The organism is Clostridium cuniculi (genome assembly GCF_004353185.1).
In the GTDB taxonomy this organism is placed as follows: domain Bacteria; phylum Bacillota; class Clostridia; order Clostridiales; family Clostridiaceae; genus Clostridium; species Clostridium cuniculi.
Window position 1 is genome coordinate 14,709 of sequence record NZ_SMUS01000006.1, and the last position, 24,226, is coordinate 38,934.

The following is a 24,226-nucleotide window of genomic DNA, read 5'->3' on the forward strand; positions in this document are numbered from 1 at the left end:
AATTATGATATACTTATAAGCAGTTATTAAAGTTGTAATAAAAAATGAGCTTTCATTAATAAAAGCCTTTTTAGTAAGGCATTTAAATTTAGCTGTTTTAAAATTTTCATCTTTATTAATGTAAATACTGAGAGGTGGATTCGGCAATCATTGCTAGTTGTTATGAAGGATAAAAAATTTATAGTAGATAGAATAGAAAATAAATCTGTTGTGTTAGAAGATGATAAAAAGGATATAATCTTAATAGATATAAATTTGTTTGATAAGCGACCTAAGGATGGCGACGTAGTGGTAATGTGCAATAATTCATTTTATGTAGATGAAGATGCTACAAAAGATAAAAAAAACAAAATTAATAGTTTAATGAAAGGTATGTGGGAAGAATGAGCCAAGAAGTAAAGAAGTCAAATTTCTTTAGTGACTGGATTGTACCTATAGTAATAGCCGTAATATTAGCTATCTTAATAAATAAATTTTTAATATTTAAGGTTAAAATTCCATCAGAATCTATGGTACCAACATTAAATGTAGGTGATAGATTATTTGTTACTAGGGTTTATAATCCAGAAAATCTAAAAAGAGGAGATATAGTAGTTTTTCATTCAGAAGAAAAGGATGAAGATATGATTAAAAGATTGATTGGTTTGCCAGGTGATAAAATTGTCATTAATGATGGAATAGTAACAGTAAATGGTGAAACCTTAGAGGAAAATTACATAGGAACAGCAGATAATTATAGTGGAGAATTTACAGTACCAGAAGGAAAGTATTTCTTTTTAGGGGACAATAGATATTGGTCTTTAGATTCTAGGTATTGGGAAGATCCATATATTGATGGAAGTGAAATAAAAGGTAAAGCTCAAGTAAAGGTATATCCATGGAAAGACTTTGGTAGAATAAAGTAAGGGCTTTATAAAGCGCTTTAGAGTTTAGTAGGAGATTTTAAAAGTATGAATAATAATGTGAACAATAGGAAAAATGGAGAAAAAAAGAATAATAATAAAAAGTTTTTAATTATTTATGCAGTTATAGCCTTCTTATTTTTATACTCATTTTCAACAGCAAAGGAAATGTTAACGACAAAAGAAATTTCTTATAATGAATTTGTCCAAATGGTTGAAAATAAGGAAGTTAAAGAAGTTACTGTTGATGGAACAGCACTTGTAATAACACCACAAGATACAAGCGATATGAAGGGAAAAGTTCTTTATACTGGTAATGCAAATAATCCAGATTTAATAAAGTTATTATTAGATAATGATGTTGAATATTATCCTCAAATAACAAAACAACAATCTGTATTTATGGATTTTATAATACTTAATGTATTACCATTAGTATTAATGTTCTTCATAATTAAATTTGTATTTGGAAAAATGGCTAAGAAAATGGGTGGTGGCCCAATGGGAATGGGCATGGGAAAAAGTAATGCCAAAGTATATGTTGAAAAAGATATTAAGGTAAGCTTTGAAGATGTTGCAGGACAGGATGAGGCTAAAGAATCATTAACAGAAATAATAGACTTTTTACATAACCCTAAGAGATATACAGAAATAGGGGCTAAATTACCTAAAGGAGCTCTTTTAGTAGGGCCTCCAGGGACAGGTAAGACTCTTATAGCAAAAGCTGTTGCAGGTGAAGCAAAGGTACCATTCCTTTCAGTTTCAGGTTCAACTTTCGTTGAAATGTTTGTTGGGATGGGTGCAGCGAAAGTAAGAGATTTATTTAAAGAAGCAGAAAAAATGGCTCCATGTATAATATTTATAGATGAAATTGACTCTATAGGTAAAAGCAGAGATAATCAAATGCAAAGTAATGATGAAAGAGAACAAACTTTAAATCAATTACTTACTGAAATGGATGGATTTGATACATCTAAAGGAATAGTTATTTTAGGTGCTACCAATAGACCAGAAATATTAGATAAAGCACTTTTAAGACCAGGTAGATTTGACAGAAGAGTTATTGTTGATAGACCAGATTTAAAAGGAAGAATTGCAATATTAAATGTTCACTCTAAAGATGTTAAAATGTCACCAGAAGTTAACTTAGAATCAATTGCAAAAGGAACTCCAGGTGCAGTAGGTGCTGATCTTGCTAATATAGTAAATGAAGCAGCGTTAAGAGCAGTTAGAAGTGGAAGAGAATTAGTTATACAAGAAGATTTAGAAGAAGCAGTTGAAGTAATAATTGCTGGTAAAGAAAAGAAAGATAGAATACTTTCTAAGAGGGAAAGAGAAGTTGTTGCATTCCACGAAGTTGGGCATGCGTTAGTAGCTGGATTATTAGAAGGTACTGATCCAGTTCATAAAATAACTATAGTTCCAAGAACAATGGGAGCATTAGGATATACAATGCAACTTCCAGAAGAAGAAAAATATCTTGTTTCTAAGGAAGAGTTAATGAACCAAATTATGGTTATGCTTGGAGGTAGAGCTGCAGAAGAGGAAGTGTTCGACCTAGTATCTACAGGAGCTTCTAATGATATAGAAAGAGCAACACAAACAGCAAGAAATATGGTTACTATTTATGGTATGACTGATAATTTTGATATGATGGCTTTAGAATCAATTCAAAATAGATACTTAGATGGTAGAGCTGTTAGAAATTGTAGTGAAGAAACATCAACTTTAGTAGACAAAGAAGTATTAGCAATTATAAGAGAGTGTCACCAAAAGGCAAGAAAGTTATTAAGAGAGAATAGAGATTTATTAGATAAAATATCTCAATATCTATTAGAAAAGGAAACTATCTTTGGAGATGAATTCTTTAGATTTGTATATGAAAAGTATCCAGAGTTAAAGATAAAGAGAGAAGAAGAAAAGAAGAGCAGAGAGAGTGAAAATAATAAAAAAGACTCTAATGAAATAGCAGCAGAAGTAGAAGAAGATTTACTAGACAGAAAAGTTGCACAAGAAGTAATTGAAGCTGTTGAAAAGGAAGAAGAAAATATTATAAAAGAAACATCTGCAGATGTAGAAATAATATTAGACATGGATAAAGAAGTATCTAATAATGATAATGAACCAAAAGATAAATAGGAAATTATAAAAGTAAGGGGTTAAGCTAGAAAATTTAATAGCTTAACTCCTTAAATGTCTTATATATAGATTAGTAATTTTAAATTAGTAGTTAATTTTAATTTAAATGAAGGGTGTGGCAGTTTGAATAAATTTGAATTTTTACAAGAAGAACAAAATCTAGAGTTAACTTTGGACCTATTAAGTAAAGAAATATTAAATTACATACAAAAAAGAAAAGACGTTGCAGATTACATATTAGAATATAGAAAAAAATTCATTGAAGAATATAGAGATGATGAAGATAAAGTAATGGAATACTTTGACCATGAGAGATATGTAAAAGAGGAAATGTATAGAACTATAGATAGAAAATTAGCTGAATTTACAAAATTAAAGGAATCACCTTATTTCGGGAAAGTTAATTTTGAAGATGATGGATATGCAGAGCAAATTTATATTGGTAGATATGGATTAACTCCAGAAGGAAGTTTTGATGCTGCAATAGTAGATTGGAGAGCTCCAGTTGCATCATTATTCTATAAAGGGACATTAGGAGAAACTAGCTATAAATCACCAGATGGAGAAGTTCCAGTAGATATATTAGCAAGAAGACAAATAATGGTTAAAAAAGGGAAATTAGAAGGATTCTTTGATTCAGATGTTGATGTTAAAGATGATATTCTTCAAATGATTTTATCATCAAATGCAGGGGAAAAGCTTAAAGATATAGTTATGACTATCCAAAAAGAGCAAGATGAAATCATAAGAGAAGAAAGAATGAAAGTTGTAGTAGTTAATGGAGTTGCAGGTTCAGGAAAGACAACAATTGCTCTTCATAGAGTTGCATATCTTTTATATAACTTTAGGGAACAATTAGGAGATAAGGTATTAATATTAGGACCTAATGATATATTTATTGATTATATTGGAGACGTACTTCCTACATTAGGTGAAAGTAATGTTAATCAACAAACTTTTGCACATTTTGCAATAAATGAAATTGGATTAAATGAACCAGTAGTTGACTTTACAGCTTATTTAGAAGAAGTTTTAAAAGGTAATGAAGAAGTTATAAAGGAAATTAAATATAAAGCTGGTCAAGAGTTTATATCCATTTTAGATAAAAAGTGTGAAGATTTAGAAGACAATTACTTTAACTTTAAGCCTGTTAAGTTCTTTGATGAAGAAGTTGTAGGATTAGAAGAAATTAATGAATTATTTGAAAAGCATTATAAATACATGCCTTTATTTAGAAGAAGTCAAAAAATAAAGAGAGTTATTACTTCAAAGCTTAAAGATAAAAGAGATGAATTAGTAAGAAATTTAAATGCTGAAGTTAAGGATAAGCTAGCTAGTCTTTCAGAGGATCAATTAGTAATTGAACAAAATAATATAGAATTCCAAAGAAGAATAAGAATTAGAGAAATAGTTAGAGAACTTATGGCTCAAAAAGAGAATTTAGCAAAGTGGATAGATAATGAAAGTATAGTAGATATCTATAAGAAATTTACTAATACTAATGAATTATCATATTTAGATTTACCAGCAATTCTTTATTTAATGATTAAACTTGATGGTAAGAAAACTAAGCAAGATATTAAACATATAGTAATTGATGAAGCTCAAGATTATAGTATGTTACAATTTATTGTATTAAAAGAATTAACAGGATGTAGAAGTTACACTATAGTTGGAGATGCAAATCAAAGATTAATAAAAGTAGAAGAAGAGCCTGCTATGCTTAAACTTAAATCACTATTTGGTGGGTTTGTTAAGAACTACGCTTTAAATAAGAGTTATAGATCAACTTTCCAAATCATGGAGTATGCAAGCAAGTTATTAGATGAAAATGCAATAGTACCATTTGTTAGAAAAGGTAAATATGATGTTGAAGAAGTTGAAGTTAAGGATGAAGATGATTTAATAGATACTATCTTAGAAACATTAGAAGAATATGATGATGAAAATTATGATAATATTGCAATAATAACTAAGGATAAAGAAGAACTTAAAAAGATAGCACCAGAGATTAAGAAATTTACTAAGATTTTAGCTTTTGATAGAGAAGATGTTATTTATAGAGGTGGTAGAGTTATAGTTCCATCATATTATGCAAAAGGATTAGAGTTTGATGGAGTTATAATAGTTAATTTTGATGAGAATACAGATGATCTAGTTAAATATATTATGGCAACTAGAGCACTTCATAGATTAAAGGTAATAAATTATAAAAAATAGTAGAAATACCTATAATCAAAAGGACTTATAGAGTGACTTTGGATATGTATATATAGAAAATATAAATTTTAATCTGAGATAATAAAAAATATTACCGAAAATTATATTTTCGGTAATATTTTTAGCTTATAAAATTAATTATATATAACTATATGTAGTCTTTTTTACTTTTTATTAAAATAAGTTAATCTTAAATTATAATATTAATTAACATCATAGGTAGTTATCATTACTTGTATTGCATTTTCTCCTAAAACTGAAAATGAAGAACCTAAATCATTTTCTAACTTCTTAATTCCACTATTACTTATTTTTTTATCATAGTATATATCTATTCTAACTTCTCCTCTTTGGTGGTCATCACATAAAACATAGCTTCCACCAAAAGGAATAGATAACTTATCTACATATTGACTAATAGGATCAGTGCTTACTTCCTGAAGATTAGTAAGAAGTTTACCATCCGAACTTTTGCTCCAAATTGTAGTACCCTTTTCAGCATATTCACCTATTTCTTCTTTAATAAGTAAGCTAGCATTTTTAATTTTTCGTATATCTTCTTCTAAACCTACAATTTTGGCTCTTTCTATGTATACATATACTTTGGGAGTAAGTACTGCAGATAGTATAGCTAATATAGCCATTACTGCCATTAATTCTAATAATGTAAATCCATTTTTTTTAGTCATGATATCGCTCCTATAATAACTTATAAAATAATTTATATTAAATATGAATATTTTAATATAAATATAATAGTATTAGTCACAGTATTACTTTAAAATATATTATATAAATATGTCAATATTAAAATATCTACATTGTTTTTAAGAATTTTTTATTGAAATGAAAATATAATTATTGCTATAATACCTTCGATATATAAATAATATTAATCTTTCATATTAGTAATTTTACTTTAAAAATATAAGAGAAATTTTAGGGTTAAATAGTATAAAAATCTTAGTTTTAATATTTAATTACTAAAAATATCTTTTTTACAACGTATATCTATATATTTTTTTTGAGGAATATATAATTTTTATGAAATTAAAATACAAGAAAAAACTATTAGAAGACTAAAAATTATTATTAGGAATATGAAGGGAGCGTTAATTTGAAAACTAAATATAAGAAAAAAATTATAATAAGTAGTGGAATATTTACCTTTATTCTAATCATTTTATTTTTCTTAATAAAAAATACTGATAAAGTATTAGAAGATAATAATATACATAATAAAGAAAATATAATTACATATATTGAAGAGGCAGTTAAAAATCAAACTATTATTACAGATGATATTGAAAAAATTAATCAATATTTATTAGAAAAAACGCATGATAGTGAATATTATTTTATAAAGGGGTATTTAGATTATATAAATAGTGATTATAAACAGGCTATTGAAAATTTTAATTTAGCTTCAAAAAATATTGTATATTCGGACTTACAATTTATAAAAATTTATACTTATATTTTATTAAATGAATCACTACAAATGGAAAATCAAAATGATTCACTAATAGAAAATTGTAAAATTGCTTTAAATTATATATCTGAAAATAAAAATTATAAAAATGATATAGATTTAATATGGAGAACTATAAGTGTATTACTAAATAATGAAGAACAAATAAATGAAAGTATTTCTCTATTAAACTCTTATTTAAATAATACAAAAGGATTAACTGATGAAAGTATAGTTAGATTAACAGGTAATATAGGGCAATTGTATAGATTGGTATATAAATACTCAGATGCTATGTATAATTATTTAGATGCTATCAATATTATTGAATCAAACCCTTCTATTCCTAATGGAGATTATTACAAAATTAAGCTATTAACAAACATAGCAGATATAAATTTTACTGTAAATGAATATGAAAATGCAATAAACTATTATAATAAATCTTTAAGCATTAAATTAGACGATAAAAATAAAGATGCATTAAGTAAAAGTATCACTATAATTAATAAGTGCCAAGCCTATATTGAGTTAGAGCAATATGAAACTGCTATTCAATTTGTTAATGAATTAAACGAGTTATTACCTTATCTTGATTATGATGTTAAAGATGATATTGAAATACTTATGTGTAATATACTTGCTTTAGCTAATATATATCAACATAACTTTGAAGAAGCAGAAATACAACTTACAAAGGCAACGGAATTATTAGAGAAAGATGATTTTGAGTATTCATTAAATAAAGATTCTTTTATTAGATTAGCTTATGCCAAATTATATAAAGAACAAAAAGTATATGACCAATCATTATTAACATATAATCAAGTGTTGCAGGAATCTATTAATAAGGGCTTAGGATTAGAAGAAGAAATTTATAAGCAAATTAGTGAGATATATAAGGAAAAACAAGATTTAAATAATTATATTAAATATAATGAATTGTATATTAATCAAAAAGATTATAGTATTCAGATTTTTAAAGAAGACTATATGGAATATACAACTAATTTATATGAAAGTAATTTATTAAAAGCAAAGTCACAGAGATACAAATTAAATTTATTAATTATGCTTTTTAGCTTAATTATATTATCTATTATAGTATTAAGTAAAACTAGATCTGTGAAAAACTTACGTAACTCAAATTTTACTGATTCTATGACAGGTTTAAATAATAGAAAATATTTAGATTACTATATGATTAAAAATAATAAAAATGTGCTAAAAAAACAGATTTCTGTAATCATTATTGATATTGATTACTTTAAAAAATATAATGATAATTATGGGCATATTGAAGGAGACAAAATAATAAAAGAAGTTGCAAACACACTAAAAAGTAGTGTTAGAAAGAGTGATATTACAATTAGATATGGGGGAGAAGAAATGGTCTTAATTCTCTTCGATATATCACTTAAGGACACTGAAATTATTGCTCAAAAAATACAAACTAATCTTAGAAATAAGAAAATTAAACACGAATATTCTGAAGTAAGTAATCTAGTGACTATAAGTATTGGTATATATAATACTAAATTTGTAGGTCAGGATATATATGATTTAATAAATAAAGCTGATATGGCCCTTTATAAAGCTAAAAAAGGTGGACGAAATAGATATGAGGTATTAGTTGATCAATAATAATTATATTAAATAGATTTGTGAAAAATGAGAAATTAATATATAAATGTAAAAATTTATTATAATATATTAAATATTTATACGAAAAATTAAAAAACTATTTACTTAGATGTATAAGTATTGTATATTTATAATAGAATTAATTTGACAAATAGATATGAAGTAGATAGAGGTTGCGATATTCAAGAGTATATTTGTGGAGGTAAGCACTGTGAATCAGATAGAAAGGGAATATTCGCCGAAACATATGGTTAATGCTTTAAAACTATATAGTTGGGGTTATGTATAAGATATATAACACTGTCACAAACTCATTTGTGAAGAGCTATCACTAGGTTGTATTTCGTATAATATTTTTTTAGAGAGTATTAGGAGTGTTATGAAAATATAGTCTTGAGTGAATAAGCTCAAGACTTATTTTATTTGTATAGGAATAAATGAAATCTAAAAATATCTCCTTCAAACTATCATGTCAGGACATTGAAATTAGGGAGGAAAAGAACTAATGCAAAATGTAACAAATAACGAAAGAAAAGGTCTTTTTAAGAAGTTTAACGGTGGAATTAAAATTCCACATACATTAGTAATTATTTTTGCAATAATTATTTTAGTTGCTATAGCTACTTACATAGTTCCAGGAGGAGCTTATGAAAGAGTAGTAACAGAAGTAAATGGGCAGAGTAGAACTGTAGTTTTAAATGGTTCATTTACATATGTTGAAAATGAATCACAAGGATTATTCCAAGTAATGCAAGCACCGGTAAAAGGGATTGAACAGTCAGCAGAAATTATAGCTTTCTTATTAATCGTTGGTGGTGCATTTAATTTAATAACAAGAACAAAGGCAATAGATTCAGCTATTGCTAAGGTTGTTAGTATATTTAAAGGAAATGAGATATTAATAATACCTATTATATTTACACTATTTTCTCTTGGTGGAGCAACTTTTGGTATGACAGAAGAGTCTATACCATTTATAACAATATTAGTTCCATTAATGCTTGCTTTAGGATTTGATAGCATATTAGCAGTTGGAATAAGTTACTTAGGATGTATTGTAGGATTTGCAACAGCTATGCTTAATCCATTTACAGTTGGAATAGCACAGTCAATAGCTGAAATTCCATTATTCTCAGGTGTAGCATATCGTACTATTTTATGGATTATAACTACAATTGTAGGAATTATATTCTTAATGATTTATGCAAGAAAAATTAAGAAAAATCCTGAGTTTAGTCCAGTATATAAATTAGACGAAGAAAAACGTAAAAAGTTAAGTAAAACTCAAAGTGAAGAAGTTAAATTTACATTTGCTCATAAAATTATTATTGCCTCAATAGGTGTTTGTTTAGCAGTTATTATTTGGGGAGTATTAAAGCAAGGGTTCTGGATTCCAGAGATAGCAGCAGTATTTTTAATAACAGGAGTATTTGCAGGAATTGTTGGTGGATTAAAAGCAGATGAAATGGCAGAAGCATTTATAGCTGGTGCTAAAGATATGATTGGAGCAGCCATGATAATTGGATTTGCAAGAGCTATAGTAATAATAGCTGAAAATGCTCAAATAATAGATACAATATTATATGGATTATCATCATTTATAGGTAAGTTACCATCAATGTTAGCTGCATGCTTTATGTTACCAGTTCAAATGTTTATAAATTTCTTTGTTATTTCAGGTTCAGGACAAGCAGCCTTAACAATGCCAATATTAGCACCATTAGGTGACTTACTTGAAATATCAAGACAAACTACAGTATTAATATTTCAATTAGGAGATGGTTTCTCAAATGCTATTTTCCCAACATCAGGAGTATTAATGGCGTGTTTAGGAATGGCTGGAATACCATATTCAAAATGGTTTAAATGGATTTTACCATTACAAGTTATTTTATTTGCTTTAGGTATAGTATTTATAACTACTGCAATGATGATGGGATGGGCATAAAATAACTATAGATTAACCTTAATACAATTAAATATATATGATAAAATATGCTCAATATCTGTTATATAAGATTGTTGTTAATAATATTTCTTGGTGACAGGTAGAGAGTATATTTTTATATAAATTTAGAAGTTTATAAAATAATATGGGAGGTATTAATAAATGAAGAAGAAAATTTATGATGAAGGTCAATTAATTAGACAAAGATTATGTGAGATGAGTGATTACATATACAACAATCCAGAGTTAGGAAATGAAGAGTATAAAGCTGTTGAAGCATTAACTACATTTTTAAAAGAGCATAATTTTAAAATAGAATCTCCAATAGCAGATATGGCCACTGCTTTTAAGGCAACATTTGATAGTGGAAAACCTGGAATGACTATAGGGTACTTATGTGAATATGATGCTTTACCTAAAATAGGTCATGGATGTGGACATAACATGATAGGGGTTATGTCAGCCGGTGCAGGAGTAGCTTTAAGTAAGGTATTACATGAAATTGGTGGTAAAGTTATAGTATATGGGACTCCAGCAGAAGAAACTAATGGAGGAAAAGTTATTTTAGCAGAAGCTGGTGTATTTGATGAATTAGATGCAGCTATGATAGTTCATCCAGATGGAGAAACTAGAGCAAGTGGATCAAGTAGTGCATTATATCCAATAAGATTTATATATAAAGGAAAAACTGCACATGCAGCATCTTGTCCAGAAAAAGGTATAAATGCTTTAAATAGTGTTATTCAATTATTTAATGGAATAGATGCGCTTCGTCAACATGTAACGCCAGATGTAAGAATGCATGGAATAATAACTAAAGGTGGAGTTGCAGCTAATATAGTTCCAGATGAAGCAATTGCAGATTTCTATTTTAGAGCTTCTACTAAAGAAAGAGTAACTGAAGTTGTGGAAAAAGTTAAAAAGATTGCAGAAGGTGCAGCTTTAATGACTGGAGCAACACTTGAAATGGAAAGATATGAATTACCTTATGATGATTTAAATACTAACGAAGCATTATCAGAAATGTTTAATAATAATTTAAGAGAATTAGGTATTACAGATATAAAAGAAGCTAAGGCAACTGGGGGATCAAGCGATATAGGAAATGTAAGTTATGTTGCACCAACTATACATCCATATATAGGAATAACAGATTGCCCAATGGTAGGTCATAGTGTTGAAATGGCAAAGGCGACAACAACAAGTAAAGCACATGATAGATTATTAATAGCTGCTTTAGCAATGGCTTATACAGGTTATGATGTAATAGTTAGAAATGAAAGTTTAAGAAAATAAATGTAAAAAAAAGGGTCTGCCTCCAGGGTCAATCCAATATTTGGATTGACCCCGGAGGAATATTTTAATATTTTAGAAGCAAATTAATTTTACGAGCTGAAATTAGACACTTTTTATTATTAACTAGATAAGCTATTCTGGCTTTTTTATCAACTTCTTTAATTTTATCCATATTTAAGATAAAGGAATTATGAGATCTAAAAAATCTACTATCTAAAATTTTTTCTAATTCTTTCATTTTTCCATAGAATTCTTCTACTTTGTTATCATAATGAAGTAATATTTTATGAATATTTGGTGATGTTTCAAAGAATAATATATTATCATAATTAACTTTTAATATACGATCTTTTATCTTTGCTGAAAATATTTTTTGTAAATTGTTATTTTTTAATGAGCATTTATTGTATGCGTTGTGTAGACAGTCTTCTATTCGTAAAGGCAAATCAATATGATTATTTTTAATAATATAATCCATAACCTCAATTTTATGAAAAAATATTTCGTTAATTATATCTCTGTTTTCATCTTTATCGGCTGTTATGAAAACTATAAAACATCTAGGATCATAATCTCGTATTTTTTTAGCAAGTTCAATTCCCTTAATCTTTGATTTAAAATGTGTATCTAGAAAGTATATTCCAGTATGTTTTGTATCTTTTATATGATCTAATAAGGTATGAGGATTATTAGTAATTAATGAAATTTCCATATCATAATTTTCACTAGAAATAACTCTTGTTATTATTTTTTCTAAATAAATTTTTTGATAATATTCATCTTCGCAAATATAAATTTTAAGCATATAAATCTCCTTTTCTAAATTTAGGAACCGTTACCAGAAATATTTTATCATATTTAGAATATGTCCTTCAATGAGATACATTAAAAATTTTCTGTAATATATTAAATTTGTAAGAAGTTATAAAAAAACAAAATAATTACAATAAATATTAAATATATTTATCAAAAGATAAGAGTTTTTATAGAAAATAAATAAAAAATGAAAGAGGTTAAATAAAAAAAGCATACTTTAGAATAATTAAGGACAAAAATTATAAAAAACAGATAATTTATTATAAAAATTCTAAAAATGTAATAAAATGGGTTAAAATATATTTGAGGTATCGATATTCCAAAAAAATTAAGTTCGGGGTGACGAAATAATGAAAATTAAAAGTATTAAAAAATCATTAACAGCATTAGTTTTAGGGGGAATTATATTATCAAATTCATCAATAGCAATGGCTGCTAAGACCTATATTGGAGGAGGAACATTATATCATGGAGTAACATTTAAAGAGTGTTATTCAAATTATTATCATGCTAAAAACACTCATATGTCTAGTGCTATCAACGGTAAAGGGCATCTTTCAAAGAGTTATTGGACATCTGCTAGATATACATCTTATGCAAGTGTTGCTAGAACACTTACTGGAAATGAATCTTACTATGATGTTAAATAAAATATTTTATTTACAGTAAGAAGAATTTTAAATTCCTACTTAAAAATATTTTAGGTAGGAATTTAATAAAATTTATTTGCTTAACTTAGGAGGAGAATTGTTTGAAAAAATTTAAAAATATATGTAGTCTTTTTATAATAATCATATTAGTTTTATTAAGTATTACAGGTTGTTCAAATGGAGAAAAACAAGATATTAAAGATACATTTTTATCAGAAGAAAAAATAGAGATTTCAAATGAAATAAATAAGATATTAAAAATCGTTAAACAAGATGATGATGGTTTAATAATATTAGGAAGAGATAATAATGATAATTTAGTATATTTTAAAGTTGATAATGATTTTAATTCATGGCAAGAGATAAATATAGAATTTATAAGAGCCGCAATAAAAGATACAACTTCAATTATATCCACTGATTTAAATTCTGATGGAAATATTATTATTCACTACTTAGATGAGGATAATAGTAGTGAAAGAATATTATTTTCTGATATTAGCACAGAAGAGATAATTCAAATAGGATTAGAAAGTGAAGTTAGACAAGCATATATAACTGACAAAGATTTAATATTATATTCTGAAGCTGAAGATAAAGTATTACATTATGATATAGAAAGCAATAAGTTAATTAGAAAATATAATGATGTTATTATACCAAAGATAGAATTATCTAATAATAAATTAATTATTGATGATAGTGATAAAGAGGAAATTGATATTTATGATATAGAAACAGGAGAAAATATAAAGTCTATTGATAAAATAAGTGATTATAGTAATTATATTATTTTCACTAATAATAATTCAGATGATATTTATTTTAAAAGCAATGAGGGAATGTATAAATATAAATATGATAATAATGAAGTAGAACTACTTTTTAATATAGATAATACTCAATTAAGTAATACTGATATGGAATTAAAAAAATTTGTAGTAGTAGGTGATAATAGTATATTGGCCTATGGAAGGGACAACGAAGGTAAGGAACAAATATATAAATACACTTTTGGAGATTCTACGGAAAAATTAAGCTTAGAAGATAATGAAATGCAAGAATTTGTTATTTATTCATTATATGAAAATGATACTATTAGAAATTATGTTTTGAACTTTAAATATGATTATCCGGAAATAGATTTTAAATATACATATGGTATATCAGAAGATAAAGAGATAACAGAAAATGATGCAATAACTACTTTAAATACAGAGCTTTTAGCAGGCAAGGGGCCAGATATTTTATTTTTAGATTACTTAAATATAGATACTTATATTGAAAAAGGACTTTTAGAAGATATAAATGAGATAGTAGAGAATAATCATGAGAGTTTATTTAACAATATAGTAAATGTATATACAAAGAACGATGCTATATATGCTGTTCCTACAGCATTTAATATGCCAATAATAATTGGAGAAAATGTATCTAACATAAAAAATTTAAATTCATTAATTTCAAGGTGCGAAGAGATTGTACAAAGTGAAGAAATAACATTAAATATATCATCCGCAGAAGAGCTTGTTGATACTTTTTATGAAAGCATATCTACTAATATTTTAAGAGAGGATAAAACTTTAAATGTTGAGGATATAGAAGATGCTTTGAATAAATTTAAGAGTATTTATGAGTTAACAGTTAGTAATTTATCTGAAGAGGAAAAAGAAATTATTAAAGATAATAGACAATATATGGATAGATTTACTTCATTATATTTAGTTAATAAAAATGCAAATATGAATATTAGCAATATAAAAAGCTATAAAGATATTTTATTTATAAGTGGAATAAAAGAACAATATAAATGTGATTATACATTGTGGAATGGAGATAATGGTAGTTACTTTAAAGCTATAGATGTTGTTGGGATAAATTCAAATTCTAAAAATAAAAATGTAGCTAAAGAGTTCGTTAATTCATTATTAAATGGAAGTTTTTATAGTTCAGAATTTAGTAATTTATCTGTTAATAAAGATGTATTTAGAAACACTTTAAACAGCATTAAGGATTATGAATCAGGAGTTGCTGCTATGGATGAGAATGGTGAAGGGGATGTATTAGAAGCCATTAAATTAAAAGATCAAGATATTGAAAATATAATAAGTGATGCTTTTTCACTAAACAAGGCAGTTAATGTTAATAATATTATTTTAGATAAAATTAAAGATGAAATTATAGAATATATTGAAGGGGAAATAAATATAGAAGAGACATTGAAAAAGATAAATAATAATTTAGAAATTTATTTATCAGAATAGGGGTAAAGGGAAGAGTTTATGAAAAAGGTAATTATATCATTATTAACTATTAGTTATTTATTAATATCATTTGTATATTTGCAAATATTTTCTGTAAGAGAGATAGAATCAATATATATTAAGGATGTAAAAATAATAAAAGTCAATGATGGTGGAAATGACACAAGCACAGCAGAGAAATTAAGGCAAATAGAAAGATTAAGTAAGAGCAAGGGAGTTAATATCTATAAAGTAGTCTATGATGAATTTACAGATTCAAATGAGGTAATAGTAGATATATATGCAACTTTAGCAGATGAAAATAAATTAAGAGATAAATTTAACATTAAATATGAAGATTCTATTGAAAATTTGCTTTTAAATAATGAATATTTATCATCAGAAAATAAGGAAATTGGTGTATTTAATAGGAATTTAAATATTAGGATAAAAAGATTAAGTGAATCAGTAAATGAAAATATTATTGGACAATATTTAATACAAACAGATGATTTACAAGAGCTAGAGAGTATAAAACATGAATTTATAGAGACATTAAAATTTGATTTAGATGATGAGACAGTAAGCGGTAATATTGATAAAAACAACATATTAAATATTATAGAGTTAAAATATTTAATACTAATAGGAATATTATTAATATCAATTGTACTAGCATTTATATATTATATAGTTTTTAGATATAAGGAATTTGCTATAAAGAAGATGCTAGGATATTCAGATGGAAAAATAATATTTAAAGATTTATTTAAGGAAATTTTAAAAATGAATCTTTATACATTAGGTGCTTCAAGTTTAATAATAATGGCTTATTTATATTACTATAATAAATTCGAGTATGTACTGGATTATTTAAAAAATCTGAGTATTATTTTAGTAGTATTTTCAATAATTTTAATAACTATAGAAGTGGTAATATCATTAAATATAGATAATATAAAAATAAAAAATATGCTAAATAATAAAAAGCCAATAACACTTATTCAAACCTTAAATTATATTACAAAAGTAACTTTTTCTATTGTCTTAGTGACCATAATTGTTAACTTAAGCAGTAACTATAATAATTTAATTTCTCAGAATAAGAATTTAGAAAAGTGGAAAAGCACCAATGAATATGTGTACTTTAATATTACAGATAAATATAGAGATTCGGAACAACTTATTTGGAATTATAATCAAAGTTTAAGATGTAAGGAGCTTTTTAGATATTACAATAATAAGGGAGGACTTCTTGTTAGACCATCAGATTATATTTTATATAATCAATTTTATGAAGAGGAAAGATTAAAGAATAGAAAAGAGTATGATCCTATTGATGGAAATGCATTAGAGGTAAATGCAGAATACTTAAGACAAAATCCAATACTTGATACAAAAGGTAATATAATTTCTATAGAGGATGAGTATGGAGACTACTTAATTATATTAGTTCCAGAAAAGTATAAAGAAGATGAAGAGGAATTATTGGAGTTATATAAAGAAATATATCAATTTAGAAGATTTATAAATGAAGATATTTATAATGAGCATATGAATATTGAGAAGGTAGAGCATCCAGAAGTAAAGATTGAAATTATATATACTGCAAATGGACAAGAATCATTTTTATATAATCCATTATTAGAAGAGGAAAATCAAAACTCTATTACAGATGCTATTCATATTGTAATAAATTCAGAAAATATTGGTGGAGATAATTACACTAGCTATATAAGTGGTAATCATTTTTTTGCTAAAGTTGATGGTAGTGTTGAAGGAGATGCTTATTCAAAAGTATATTATGCTATAAAAGAGTTAAACATGGAAAAAGATATAAGTAATGCGTATACATTATATAGTAATGTTGATTCTTATGTAATTAATCTAGAAAATGAAATTAAAGAATATATTATTTCTATGATAATAACTTTATTTTTAGAAATATTATTAACAATATATATGATAATAAATTATATACAAAGAAATAAATATATTAATGCTATAAGAAAGATAAATGGATATTCATATATAAAAAGACATAATAAATTAATATTATTAATAGTAGGAACTTGGTTAGCAATTTTAATTTTAGGATATATTTTAGGAATGTTCTCATTTATTGAGATTCTAAAAGTAATAATTCCACTTGCTTTATTAGAAATATTAATTATGTATTTAGTATTAAAGAAAATAGAAAATAATGAAATACTAAGTGTTTTAAAAATAAAGTAGAGAGTAAATTAGGGGTATATTGAGATGGTTATAGAATTAAAAAATATAAATAAAAATTACGGAAATAAATATTTATTTAAGAACTTAAACTTTTCTATAAAAAAGGGAGAAATGATAGCAATAACAGGAGCTAGTGGAAGTGGAAAAAGTACACTTTTAAATATTATTGGATTAATAGACAAGCCTAATTCAGGAGAAGTTTCAATATGTGGTAATAAAAATCCTTATGATAAAGAAAAAATAAAATTAAATTTATTTAGAAATAATATAGGATATTTATTTCAAAATTATGCTTTAGTAGATAACTATACAGTAAGTAAGAACTTAGATATTGCTTTAGAATATGTTAAAGGTAAAGATAAGAAAAAGTTAAAAGAAGAGGCTTTAGATAAGGTTGGGTTATTAGATAAGTTAAATAATAAAGTTTTTGAATTAAGTGGTGGAGAACAACAAAGAGTTGCATTGGCAAGGCTAATTTTAAAGGAAAATGATATTATATTAGCGGATGAGCCAACAGGGTCTTTAGATGAAGATAATAAAGCTATAATATTAAGACTATTGAAAGAATTAAATAATGAAGGCAAAACAGTAGTTGTTGTAACACATGATAAAGTAGTAGCTGATATGTGTGATAGAGAAATAAATATAAAAGAATTGAATTGTAAATAAAAGGGTCTGCCTCCGGGGTCAATCCAAATATTGGATTGACCCCGGAGGTGCGTATAAAATCTTTAAAAATAGAAAATAATTGTATGTAGTGGTAGAAATAACTATAGAGATGAGTGGAGGATATTATTAATGTCACATATAGTTGGAAAATCAGCATACAAAAGCTTGGAAGAAAGGTTAAATAGGTTTCCACAAGGGGCACCTGCATCAGATACACTTTATAAAATATTAGAAATATTATTCGATGAAAAGGAAGCTGAACTAGTTGCTCAGTTGCCAATAAAAGCATTTAGTATAGAAAAGGCAGCTAAAATATGGGGAATGAAACCTATAGAAGCGGAAAAGATTCTAAATAAACTTGCAAGTAGAGCAATTCTATTAGATATTGAGCATGAAGGAAAAAGAACATTTATGCTACCTCCTCCAATGGCTGGATTCTTAGAGTTTAGTATGATGAGAACAAGAGGAGATGTAGATCAAAAACTATTGGCAGAATTATATTATCAATATTTAAACGTAGAAGAGGATTTTATAAAAGATTTATTTTATAGTGCAGAAACTAAATTAGGTAGAGTTTATGTTCAAGAAAAAGTTCTTACAAATGATAACTCAGTAGAAGTATTAGATTATGAAAGGGCTTCTCATATAATAAAAACTGCTAGTGATATAGGAATTAGTATGTGTTATTGTAGACACAAAATGCATCATATGGGCAAGGCATGCGATTCGCCAATGGATATATGTATGACATTTAATACAACAGCTTCATCATTAATTAAGCATGGTCATGCAAGAAAAGTAAATGTATCAGAATGTTTAGAGCTTTTAGATTTAGCTTATGAAAGTAATTTAGTACAATGTGGTGAAAATGTTAGAAAGGGAGTAAACTTCATTTGTAATTGTTGTGGATGTTGTTGTGAGGCAATGCTTGCAGCTAAGAAATTTGGAGTAATGCATCCAGTTGAGACTACTAACTTTATTGCAGAAGTAAATAAAGATACTTGTGTTAACTGTGGTAAGTGTATTAAGAAATGTCCTGTTGGAGCTATTAAAAAGGTTGTTATAAATAAAGGTACACCAATGGAGAAAACAGTAGCAGAAGTAGATAAAGATTTATGTTTAGGTTGTGGAGTATGTGTAAGAAATTGTTTCAATAATAGTCTAATGTTAAAATCAAGGGGAAAAAGAATAATAACTCCAGCAACTTCAGTTCACAGAGTTGTACTTATGGCAATAGAAAAAGGTCAGTTATCTAATCTTATTTTTGATAATAGAGCACTATCAAGCCATAGAGCTATGGCAGCAATATTATCATCAATATTAAAACTTTCACCAGTTAAAAAAGCAATGGCAAGTGAACAGATGAAGTCTGTATATTTAGATAAACTATTAGATACTAAGTAACAATATAACTAAATTGTTCGTTAGAGCTTGAATGCCGTGATGACGAAAATTAATGATATTATCTCCAGGAATGGTGTAATTTGCGTTAAGAATTTATATTACTTTTTCCGGAAAAAGTGCTAAAGCTTCGAAAGTCACTTTGTTCCCTCAGCTTCTTAACGCCCATTTTCCTCCAAAAATAATTAAATTCTAACACTTAATTACAATATTCCCTCCAATAATATCATTAATTTTTCTTTATCACTTGCCTCTAAGCTAAAAGATACAATTTTCTGCGTGACCACATTAAAGTTTAATGACTCCTGCTATACTTAAATTTAAAAATTATTAATTAGAAATACTTTAACTTAGATAAAATACAATTAATTTAAAATATAACTATAATATCAGAATAATTTATAGCACAAAACATTAACTATAAGGTCGTGTCTTATAAGCAAACACATGTAAAAAGAAAAAATGAAATATTAATTTGGAGGTATCATTGAAATTAAGCCGTAGAATTTAATAATTGATGGAGTAAAGTTGGCGTTAAGAAGTTTTTACTGTTTGAGCGAATAGCGAGTTTAAAAACTTTAGCAAACTTTACGGAATCAATTATATAAATTCTAGGTGAAAATTTCACCATTACCGGAAAATAAATATTTCATTTTTTCACTTCCATGTGGTGCGCAATATTATTCGTATTTTTCTAGTTTTTTAATAACTTTTTCATATAAGCTATCAGCTACAGAGAAGTTCATAGCTTTAATATAATATGCTTCCAATTCATCATGTAAAAGATGAGCATTATGGATTAAGGAAATACTCTTATTAACTAAATTATAGAATGACTCACTATTATACTTTATATCATCATTTTTAGATGAAGATAAATTTGATTTAGTATAATCAAACAAGTTATACTCTATTCCAGTATAATTAGCTTGATTAATTTCATTGTTAGTTATAATACATGTAGAAATTTCAGGAATAAATATATGCTCAATACGTTCAGGAACAAAAGGATCATGCATATATTCAATAAAATAACCTTTCTTTTGACCGCAACTACCTATAAATTTTAAAATATCAGTTTTACCAAATCCAGGTCCACCAGTCAATATATATTTCTTCTTAAATTCAGTGATTAAAGAATCAGCATAAGTAATGATTCCATCAGGAGTAATTGCAGTTGCAAATAAATGACGTTCATTACCATATCCAAACTTGTCTGATTTAAAAATATTATTCTTTAAATTCTCAATCAAATTATAAATTTTATTAGAATCTAAGGATTCATAATTTAAGCTACTCCAATCATCATGAATGCATTTAGCTGAACCTAAAAATCTATAAGCTCTTTTGAAGTTTTTACCTATTTCTTTGTTTAAAGCTATTATTTCTTTTTTGTTTTTAGAAAGAATATCAATATCAAGAGCATCACCCATATTAAGTATTTCATCAACAGCACCAGGGGTAATAGGATCAACTATATGAGGAGAAGTACCATCTAGTAAAGCTATGTTTAATTCTTTTACTAAAACTCCATCTAAAGAATTTGGATCTGAAGAACAGTGATGATATTCGATTGTATATCCCTTTTTATTAAAATGAGATGCAACCTTTTTCATTAATTGAGATTTACCGGTTCCAGGACCACCTTTTATACAAATAATTCGTCTAGCATCATCTTGTGGAAGTACATATCTGTAAAAAGAATAGAATCCCTTTGAAGTATTTCCACCAGGAAATAGATGTCTTTCTTTTAATGTAGACATTAAATCACTCCTAAAATATAAGTTGTTCATAATATTTTATTCAACATGTGCTAAAAAATAGACAAAATAAAATAAATAATTTCTAAGAAGCTTATAGATATGAATATTAGAATTATGTTTATACAAAAAATATTTATAAAAGTTAGATATATGCATAAAAAATATGCAATATTAATTTATAAAAGTCACAAAACAAATACAAATATTCATTTAAAATATAATATTTATGCATAAATATAAAAAAATCCAAAAAAATATGAAAAAAGTATTGCATAAATATGATTAATGGGCGTATAATTATACCGTAGTTGAGGAAATGTTTTACATAGAATAATAAGGGGGATTTAAATATGAAAAAAGGATTAATAAAAAAGGTAGTTGCAACTGCATTATTAGGAATTATGACTATGGGATTCGTTGGATGTGGGGCATCTGATAATACAAGTGCAGCAGGAGCTAAAAAAGAAACTAAAGACTTATTAGAAACAATTCAAGAAAAAGGAAAAGTTGTTGTTGGAATGAGTGCAGATTACGCACCTTATGAATTTCATTACATAGATGAAAATGGTAAAGATGTTATTGGAGGATTTGATGTAGATATAGCTAATGAAATAGCAGATGCCCTTGGAGTTGAATTAGTAATTCAAGAGATGGACTTTGATGCATTAGTAGCAGCATTACCAGCAGGAAAAGTTGACTTGGTAATCTCTGGAATGAATCCTACAGAAGAGAGAGCTAAAGTAGTAGATTTCTCAGAAATTTATTATAATTCACAACATGGAATCTTAGTAAGAGCAGAAGATGTGGACAAGTATAAAACTTTTGCTGATTTAGAAGGAGTAAAAGTTGGAGCTCAATTAGGATCAACTCAAGAACAAATTGCAAGAAGTGAAATTCCAAATGCTGACTTACAACTATTAAACAATGTTAATAACTTAATTTTAGAATTAAAAGCAGGAAAAGTTGATGCAGTAATTATGGAAAAACCAGTGGCGGAAATGGCAATTAAATCTAACCCAGAATTAGCAGTAGGTAATCCAATATATGAAGATAAAACTGGGGGAAATGCAGTAGGTATGGCTAAAAATAATCCAGAATTATTAGCTAAAATAAATGAAGTTATTAAAGAGCTAAATGAGTCAGGAAAAATGGACGAGTATATAGTAAAAGCTAATGAATTAGCGGCAAGTGCTGATATAGTTGAATAGATTATCTAAATTGTAGAATTTAGTTATAGCAGAGACTTTTAGAAATTAAAGAATTAAATAAGTAAGTAATTAAGTCGTTGGGGAGTAAGTACTTAATTAACTGAAGGTTCTTAATATCTAAAAGGATCTGTTAAATAGTGAATTTTATATAAAACAAAAAGAGAGGGAGAAAAAATGAAATTTGATTTTAGTTTTGTGCCACAATATATGCCTTACTATTTAGAAGGTGTTAAATATACATTATTAATCTCATTAATTACAGTAATTTTTGGGGCACTATTTGGTTCTTTACTATTTTTTATGAAAACTTCAAACTTTCATATATGGAAGATTAAGCCTTTAAAAGTAATAGCAGTAATTTATATTGAAATAGTTAGAGGAACACCAATGCTATTACAAATTTTAATTATGTATGCAGGATCAAAGATGTTCTTCGGAATAGATCTAAGTCCATTCGCATCAGCAATAATAGCAATAGCATTAAACTCAGCAGCATATGTATCAGAAATAGTAAGAGCTGGTATAGAAGCTGTTGATAAGGGACAAATGGAAGCAGCAAGAAGTTTAGGAATGAAGAAAAGTACTGCAATGATGTTAATTGTAATACCTCAAGCAGTTAAAAATATATTACCAGCAATAGGAAATGAATTCGTTGCAATAATTAAGGAATCTTCAATGGCATCAGTTATTGGGGTTAATGAGTTAATGTTTGCAGGAAAAGTAGTTGTAGGTTCTACATATCTTGGATTAGAGCCATATATAGTAGCAGCAGGATTCTACTTCATTATGACATTTACATTAGGTAGAATTATATCTCTTATAGAAAGGAGAATGAAAAAAAGTGATTCGCGTTAGTAACCTTCATAAAAGTTTTGGAAAAAATGATGTTTTAAAAGGAATAGATGAACATATAGAAAAGGGTGAAGTGGTAGTTGTAATAGGGCCATCAGGATCAGGGAAAAGTACATTTTTAAGATGTTTAAACCTATTAGAAGAGCCAACTTCAGGGAAAATAATATTTGAAGATAATGATATTACAGATAAAAAAGTTGATATAAATAAAATTAGAGAAAAAATGGGAATGGTATTTCAACAATTTAATCTTTTCCCACATAAAACTGTATTAGAAAACTTAACAATAGCTCCTATTAAGGTTAAAGGTCTTAGTAAGGCAGAAGCAGAGAAGAAAGCAATGGAGTTATTAGAGAGAGTTGGATTAAGCAATAAAGCAAAAGCTTATCCATCATCACTTTCAGGTGGACAAAAGCAAAGAATAGCAATAGCAAGAGCATTAGCTATGGAGCCAGATGTTATGTTATTTGATGAGCCAACTTCTGCATTAGATCCAGAAATGGTTGGAGAAGTTTTAAATGTTATGAAGGATCTTGCAAAAGAAGGAATGACAATGGTAGTTGTTACTCATGAAATGGGATTTGCAAGAGAAGTTGGAGATAGAATTATATTTATGGATAATGGGAATATTGTAGAACAAGGTACTCCAGATGAAATATTCTCAAATCCAAAGAATCCAAGAACAATAGACTTTTTATCAAAAGTATTATAGATTAAAGTTTTCTTAATGGAAATAAAAATCCACATGTCAGTAGGCAGGTGGATTTTT

General features: G+C 26.6%; 18 protein-coding genes and 1 riboswitch. Of the genes, 15 read left to right on the top strand and 3 right to left on the bottom strand.

Annotation, left to right across the window (positions count from 1 at the left end):
• The first annotated feature begins 150 nt into the window (after window positions 1–150).
• The 4 genes from EJJ37_RS03910 to EJJ37_RS03925 all read left to right on the top strand — a co-directional run bounded on the left by EJJ37_RS03910 (window position 151) and on the right by EJJ37_RS03925 (window position 5,261).
• On the top strand, window positions 151–387 hold the full coding sequence (locus tag EJJ37_RS03910) for a DUF3006 domain-containing protein (protein ID WP_133014286.1): 237 nt from the start codon (window positions 151–153) through the stop codon (window positions 385–387).
• Window positions 384–905, top strand: a complete 522-nt coding sequence (gene lepB, locus EJJ37_RS03915; RefSeq protein WP_133014287.1) for a signal peptidase I — start codon at window positions 384–386, stop codon at window positions 903–905. The genes EJJ37_RS03910 and lepB overlap by 4 nt, the downstream gene beginning before the upstream one ends.
• A 45-nt stretch (window positions 906–950) precedes the next feature.
• Entirely contained in the window at window positions 951–3,041 is a 2,091-nt protein-coding gene (gene ftsH, locus EJJ37_RS03920) for an ATP-dependent zinc metalloprotease FtsH (RefSeq protein WP_133014288.1), read from the top strand.
• 123 nt (window positions 3,042–3,164) lie between these two features.
• Window positions 3,165–5,261 carry a HelD family protein gene (locus EJJ37_RS03925; protein ID WP_133014289.1) on the top strand — a complete coding sequence of 699 codons (2,097 nt, stop codon included), beginning with the start codon at window positions 3,165–3,167 and terminating at the stop codon, window positions 5,259–5,261.
• A gap of 203 nt (window positions 5,262–5,464) precedes the next feature.
• Here the strand turns inward: EJJ37_RS03925 and EJJ37_RS03930 are convergent, their stop codons facing one another.
• Window positions 5,465–5,950, bottom strand: a complete 486-nt coding sequence (locus EJJ37_RS03930) for a prepilin-type N-terminal cleavage/methylation domain-containing protein (RefSeq protein ID WP_133014290.1) — start codon at window positions 5,948–5,950, stop codon at window positions 5,465–5,467.
• Between the two features lie 428 nt (window positions 5,951–6,378).
• On the opposite strand from EJJ37_RS03930, the gene EJJ37_RS03935 reads away from it, so the two are divergent.
• From EJJ37_RS03935 to EJJ37_RS03945, 3 genes are all read left to right on the top strand, one after another.
• Window positions 6,379–8,376: a tetratricopeptide repeat-containing diguanylate cyclase gene (locus EJJ37_RS03935; protein ID WP_133014291.1), complete on the top strand. Its 1,998-nt coding sequence runs from the start codon at window positions 6,379–6,381 to the stop codon at window positions 8,374–8,376.
• Between the two features lie 159 nt (window positions 8,377–8,535).
• A riboswitch (Lysine riboswitch) is annotated at window positions 8,536–8,712 on the top strand.
• Window positions 8,713–8,881: 169 nt separating this feature from the next.
• Window positions 8,882–10,324, top strand: a complete 1,443-nt coding sequence (locus EJJ37_RS03940) for a YfcC family protein (protein ID WP_133014292.1) — start codon at window positions 8,882–8,884, stop codon at window positions 10,322–10,324.
• A gap of 162 nt (window positions 10,325–10,486) precedes the next feature.
• The gene (locus tag EJJ37_RS03945) at window positions 10,487–11,620 is read left to right on the top strand and encodes a M20 family metallopeptidase (RefSeq protein ID WP_133014293.1); all 1,134 of its coding nucleotides are present in this window, start codon (window positions 10,487–10,489) and stop codon (window positions 11,618–11,620) included.
• Window positions 11,621–11,684: 64 nt separating this feature from the next.
• Here EJJ37_RS03945 and EJJ37_RS03950 read toward each other — a convergent pair whose 3' ends face one another.
• Complete coding sequence (locus EJJ37_RS03950) at window positions 11,685–12,425, bottom strand: LytR/AlgR family response regulator transcription factor (RefSeq protein ID WP_133014294.1); 741 nt, start codon at window positions 12,423–12,425, stop codon at window positions 11,685–11,687.
• Window positions 12,426–12,786: 361 nt separating this feature from the next.
• Between EJJ37_RS03950 and EJJ37_RS03955 the strand changes: the two genes are divergently transcribed.
• From EJJ37_RS03955 to EJJ37_RS03975, 5 genes are all read left to right on the top strand, one after another.
• Window positions 12,787–13,086: a lactococcin 972 family bacteriocin gene (locus EJJ37_RS03955; protein ID WP_133014295.1), complete on the top strand. Its 300-nt coding sequence runs from the start codon at window positions 12,787–12,789 to the stop codon at window positions 13,084–13,086.
• 101 nt (window positions 13,087–13,187) lie between these two features.
• The gene (locus tag EJJ37_RS03960; protein ID WP_133014296.1) at window positions 13,188–15,350 is read left to right on the top strand and encodes an ABC transporter substrate-binding protein; all 2,163 of its coding nucleotides are present in this window, start codon (window positions 13,188–13,190) and stop codon (window positions 15,348–15,350) included.
• A gap of 18 nt (window positions 15,351–15,368) precedes the next feature.
• Window positions 15,369–17,564 (top strand): DUF1430 domain-containing protein, encoded by a 2,196-nt coding sequence (locus EJJ37_RS03965; RefSeq protein ID WP_133014297.1) that lies wholly within the window; start codon window positions 15,369–15,371, stop codon window positions 17,562–17,564.
• Between the two features lie 24 nt (window positions 17,565–17,588).
• Window positions 17,589–18,233, top strand: a complete 645-nt coding sequence (locus EJJ37_RS03970; RefSeq protein WP_133014298.1) for a putative bacteriocin export ABC transporter — start codon at window positions 17,589–17,591, stop codon at window positions 18,231–18,233.
• A 129-nt stretch (window positions 18,234–18,362) separates the two neighbouring features.
• A complete protein-coding gene (locus EJJ37_RS03975) occupies window positions 18,363–19,637 on the top strand; it encodes a 4Fe-4S dicluster domain-containing protein (protein WP_133014299.1) in 1,275 nt (424 codons plus the stop codon).
• A gap of 677 nt (window positions 19,638–20,314) precedes the next feature.
• Here EJJ37_RS03975 and EJJ37_RS03980 read toward each other — a convergent pair.
• Window positions 20,315–21,397 (bottom strand): PRK06851 family protein, encoded by a 1,083-nt coding sequence (locus EJJ37_RS03980; protein ID WP_133014300.1) that lies wholly within the window; start codon window positions 21,395–21,397, stop codon window positions 20,315–20,317.
• A gap of 350 nt (window positions 21,398–21,747) precedes the next feature.
• Here EJJ37_RS03980 and EJJ37_RS03985 point away from each other — a divergent pair, with 350 nt between their 5' ends.
• From EJJ37_RS03985 to EJJ37_RS03995, 3 genes are all read left to right on the top strand, one after another.
• Window positions 21,748–22,605 carry a transporter substrate-binding domain-containing protein gene (locus tag EJJ37_RS03985; protein WP_133014301.1) on the top strand — a complete coding sequence of 286 codons (858 nt, stop codon included), beginning with the start codon at window positions 21,748–21,750 and terminating at the stop codon, window positions 22,603–22,605.
• 174 nt (window positions 22,606–22,779) lie between these two features.
• Complete coding sequence (locus EJJ37_RS03990; RefSeq protein WP_133014302.1) at window positions 22,780–23,460, top strand: amino acid ABC transporter permease; 681 nt, start codon at window positions 22,780–22,782, stop codon at window positions 23,458–23,460.
• Window positions 23,447–24,169 (top strand): amino acid ABC transporter ATP-binding protein, encoded by a 723-nt coding sequence (locus tag EJJ37_RS03995; RefSeq protein ID WP_133014303.1) that lies wholly within the window; start codon window positions 23,447–23,449, stop codon window positions 24,167–24,169. The genes EJJ37_RS03990 and EJJ37_RS03995 overlap by 14 nt, the downstream gene beginning before the upstream one ends.
• Window positions 24,170–24,226: the final 57 nt, after the last annotated feature.

Excerpts from the sequence above, each read along its gene's own strand:
- EJJ37_RS03970 (WP_133014298.1), top strand. The coding sequence starts at position 17,589 with ATGGTTATAGAATTAAAAAATATAAATAAAAATTACGGAAATAAATAT.
- EJJ37_RS03930 (WP_133014290.1), bottom strand. The coding sequence starts at position 5,950 with ATGACTAAAAAAAATGGATTTACATTATTAGAATTAATGGCAGTAATG.
- EJJ37_RS03940 (WP_133014292.1), top strand. The coding sequence starts at position 8,882 with ATGCAAAATGTAACAAATAACGAAAGAAAAGGTCTTTTTAAGAAGTTT.
- EJJ37_RS03965 (WP_133014297.1), top strand. The coding sequence starts at position 15,369 with ATGAAAAAGGTAATTATATCATTATTAACTATTAGTTATTTATTAATA.
- EJJ37_RS03955 (WP_133014295.1), top strand. The coding sequence starts at position 12,787 with ATGAAAATTAAAAGTATTAAAAAATCATTAACAGCATTAGTTTTAGGG.
- lepB (WP_133014287.1), top strand. The coding sequence starts at position 384 with ATGAGCCAAGAAGTAAAGAAGTCAAATTTCTTTAGTGACTGGATTGTA.
- EJJ37_RS03975 (WP_133014299.1), top strand. The coding sequence starts at position 18,363 with ATGTCACATATAGTTGGAAAATCAGCATACAAAAGCTTGGAAGAAAGG.
- EJJ37_RS03950 (WP_133014294.1), bottom strand. The coding sequence starts at position 12,425 with ATGCTTAAAATTTATATTTGCGAAGATGAATATTATCAAAAAATTTAT.
- EJJ37_RS03990 (WP_133014302.1), top strand. The coding sequence starts at position 22,780 with ATGAAATTTGATTTTAGTTTTGTGCCACAATATATGCCTTACTATTTA.
- EJJ37_RS03945 (WP_133014293.1), top strand. The coding sequence starts at position 10,487 with ATGAAGAAGAAAATTTATGATGAAGGTCAATTAATTAGACAAAGATTA.
- ftsH (WP_133014288.1), top strand. The coding sequence starts at position 951 with ATGAATAATAATGTGAACAATAGGAAAAATGGAGAAAAAAAGAATAAT.
- EJJ37_RS03985 (WP_133014301.1), top strand. The coding sequence starts at position 21,748 with ATGAAAAAAGGATTAATAAAAAAGGTAGTTGCAACTGCATTATTAGGA.
- EJJ37_RS03980 (WP_133014300.1), bottom strand. The coding sequence starts at position 21,397 with ATGTCTACATTAAAAGAAAGACATCTATTTCCTGGTGGAAATACTTCA.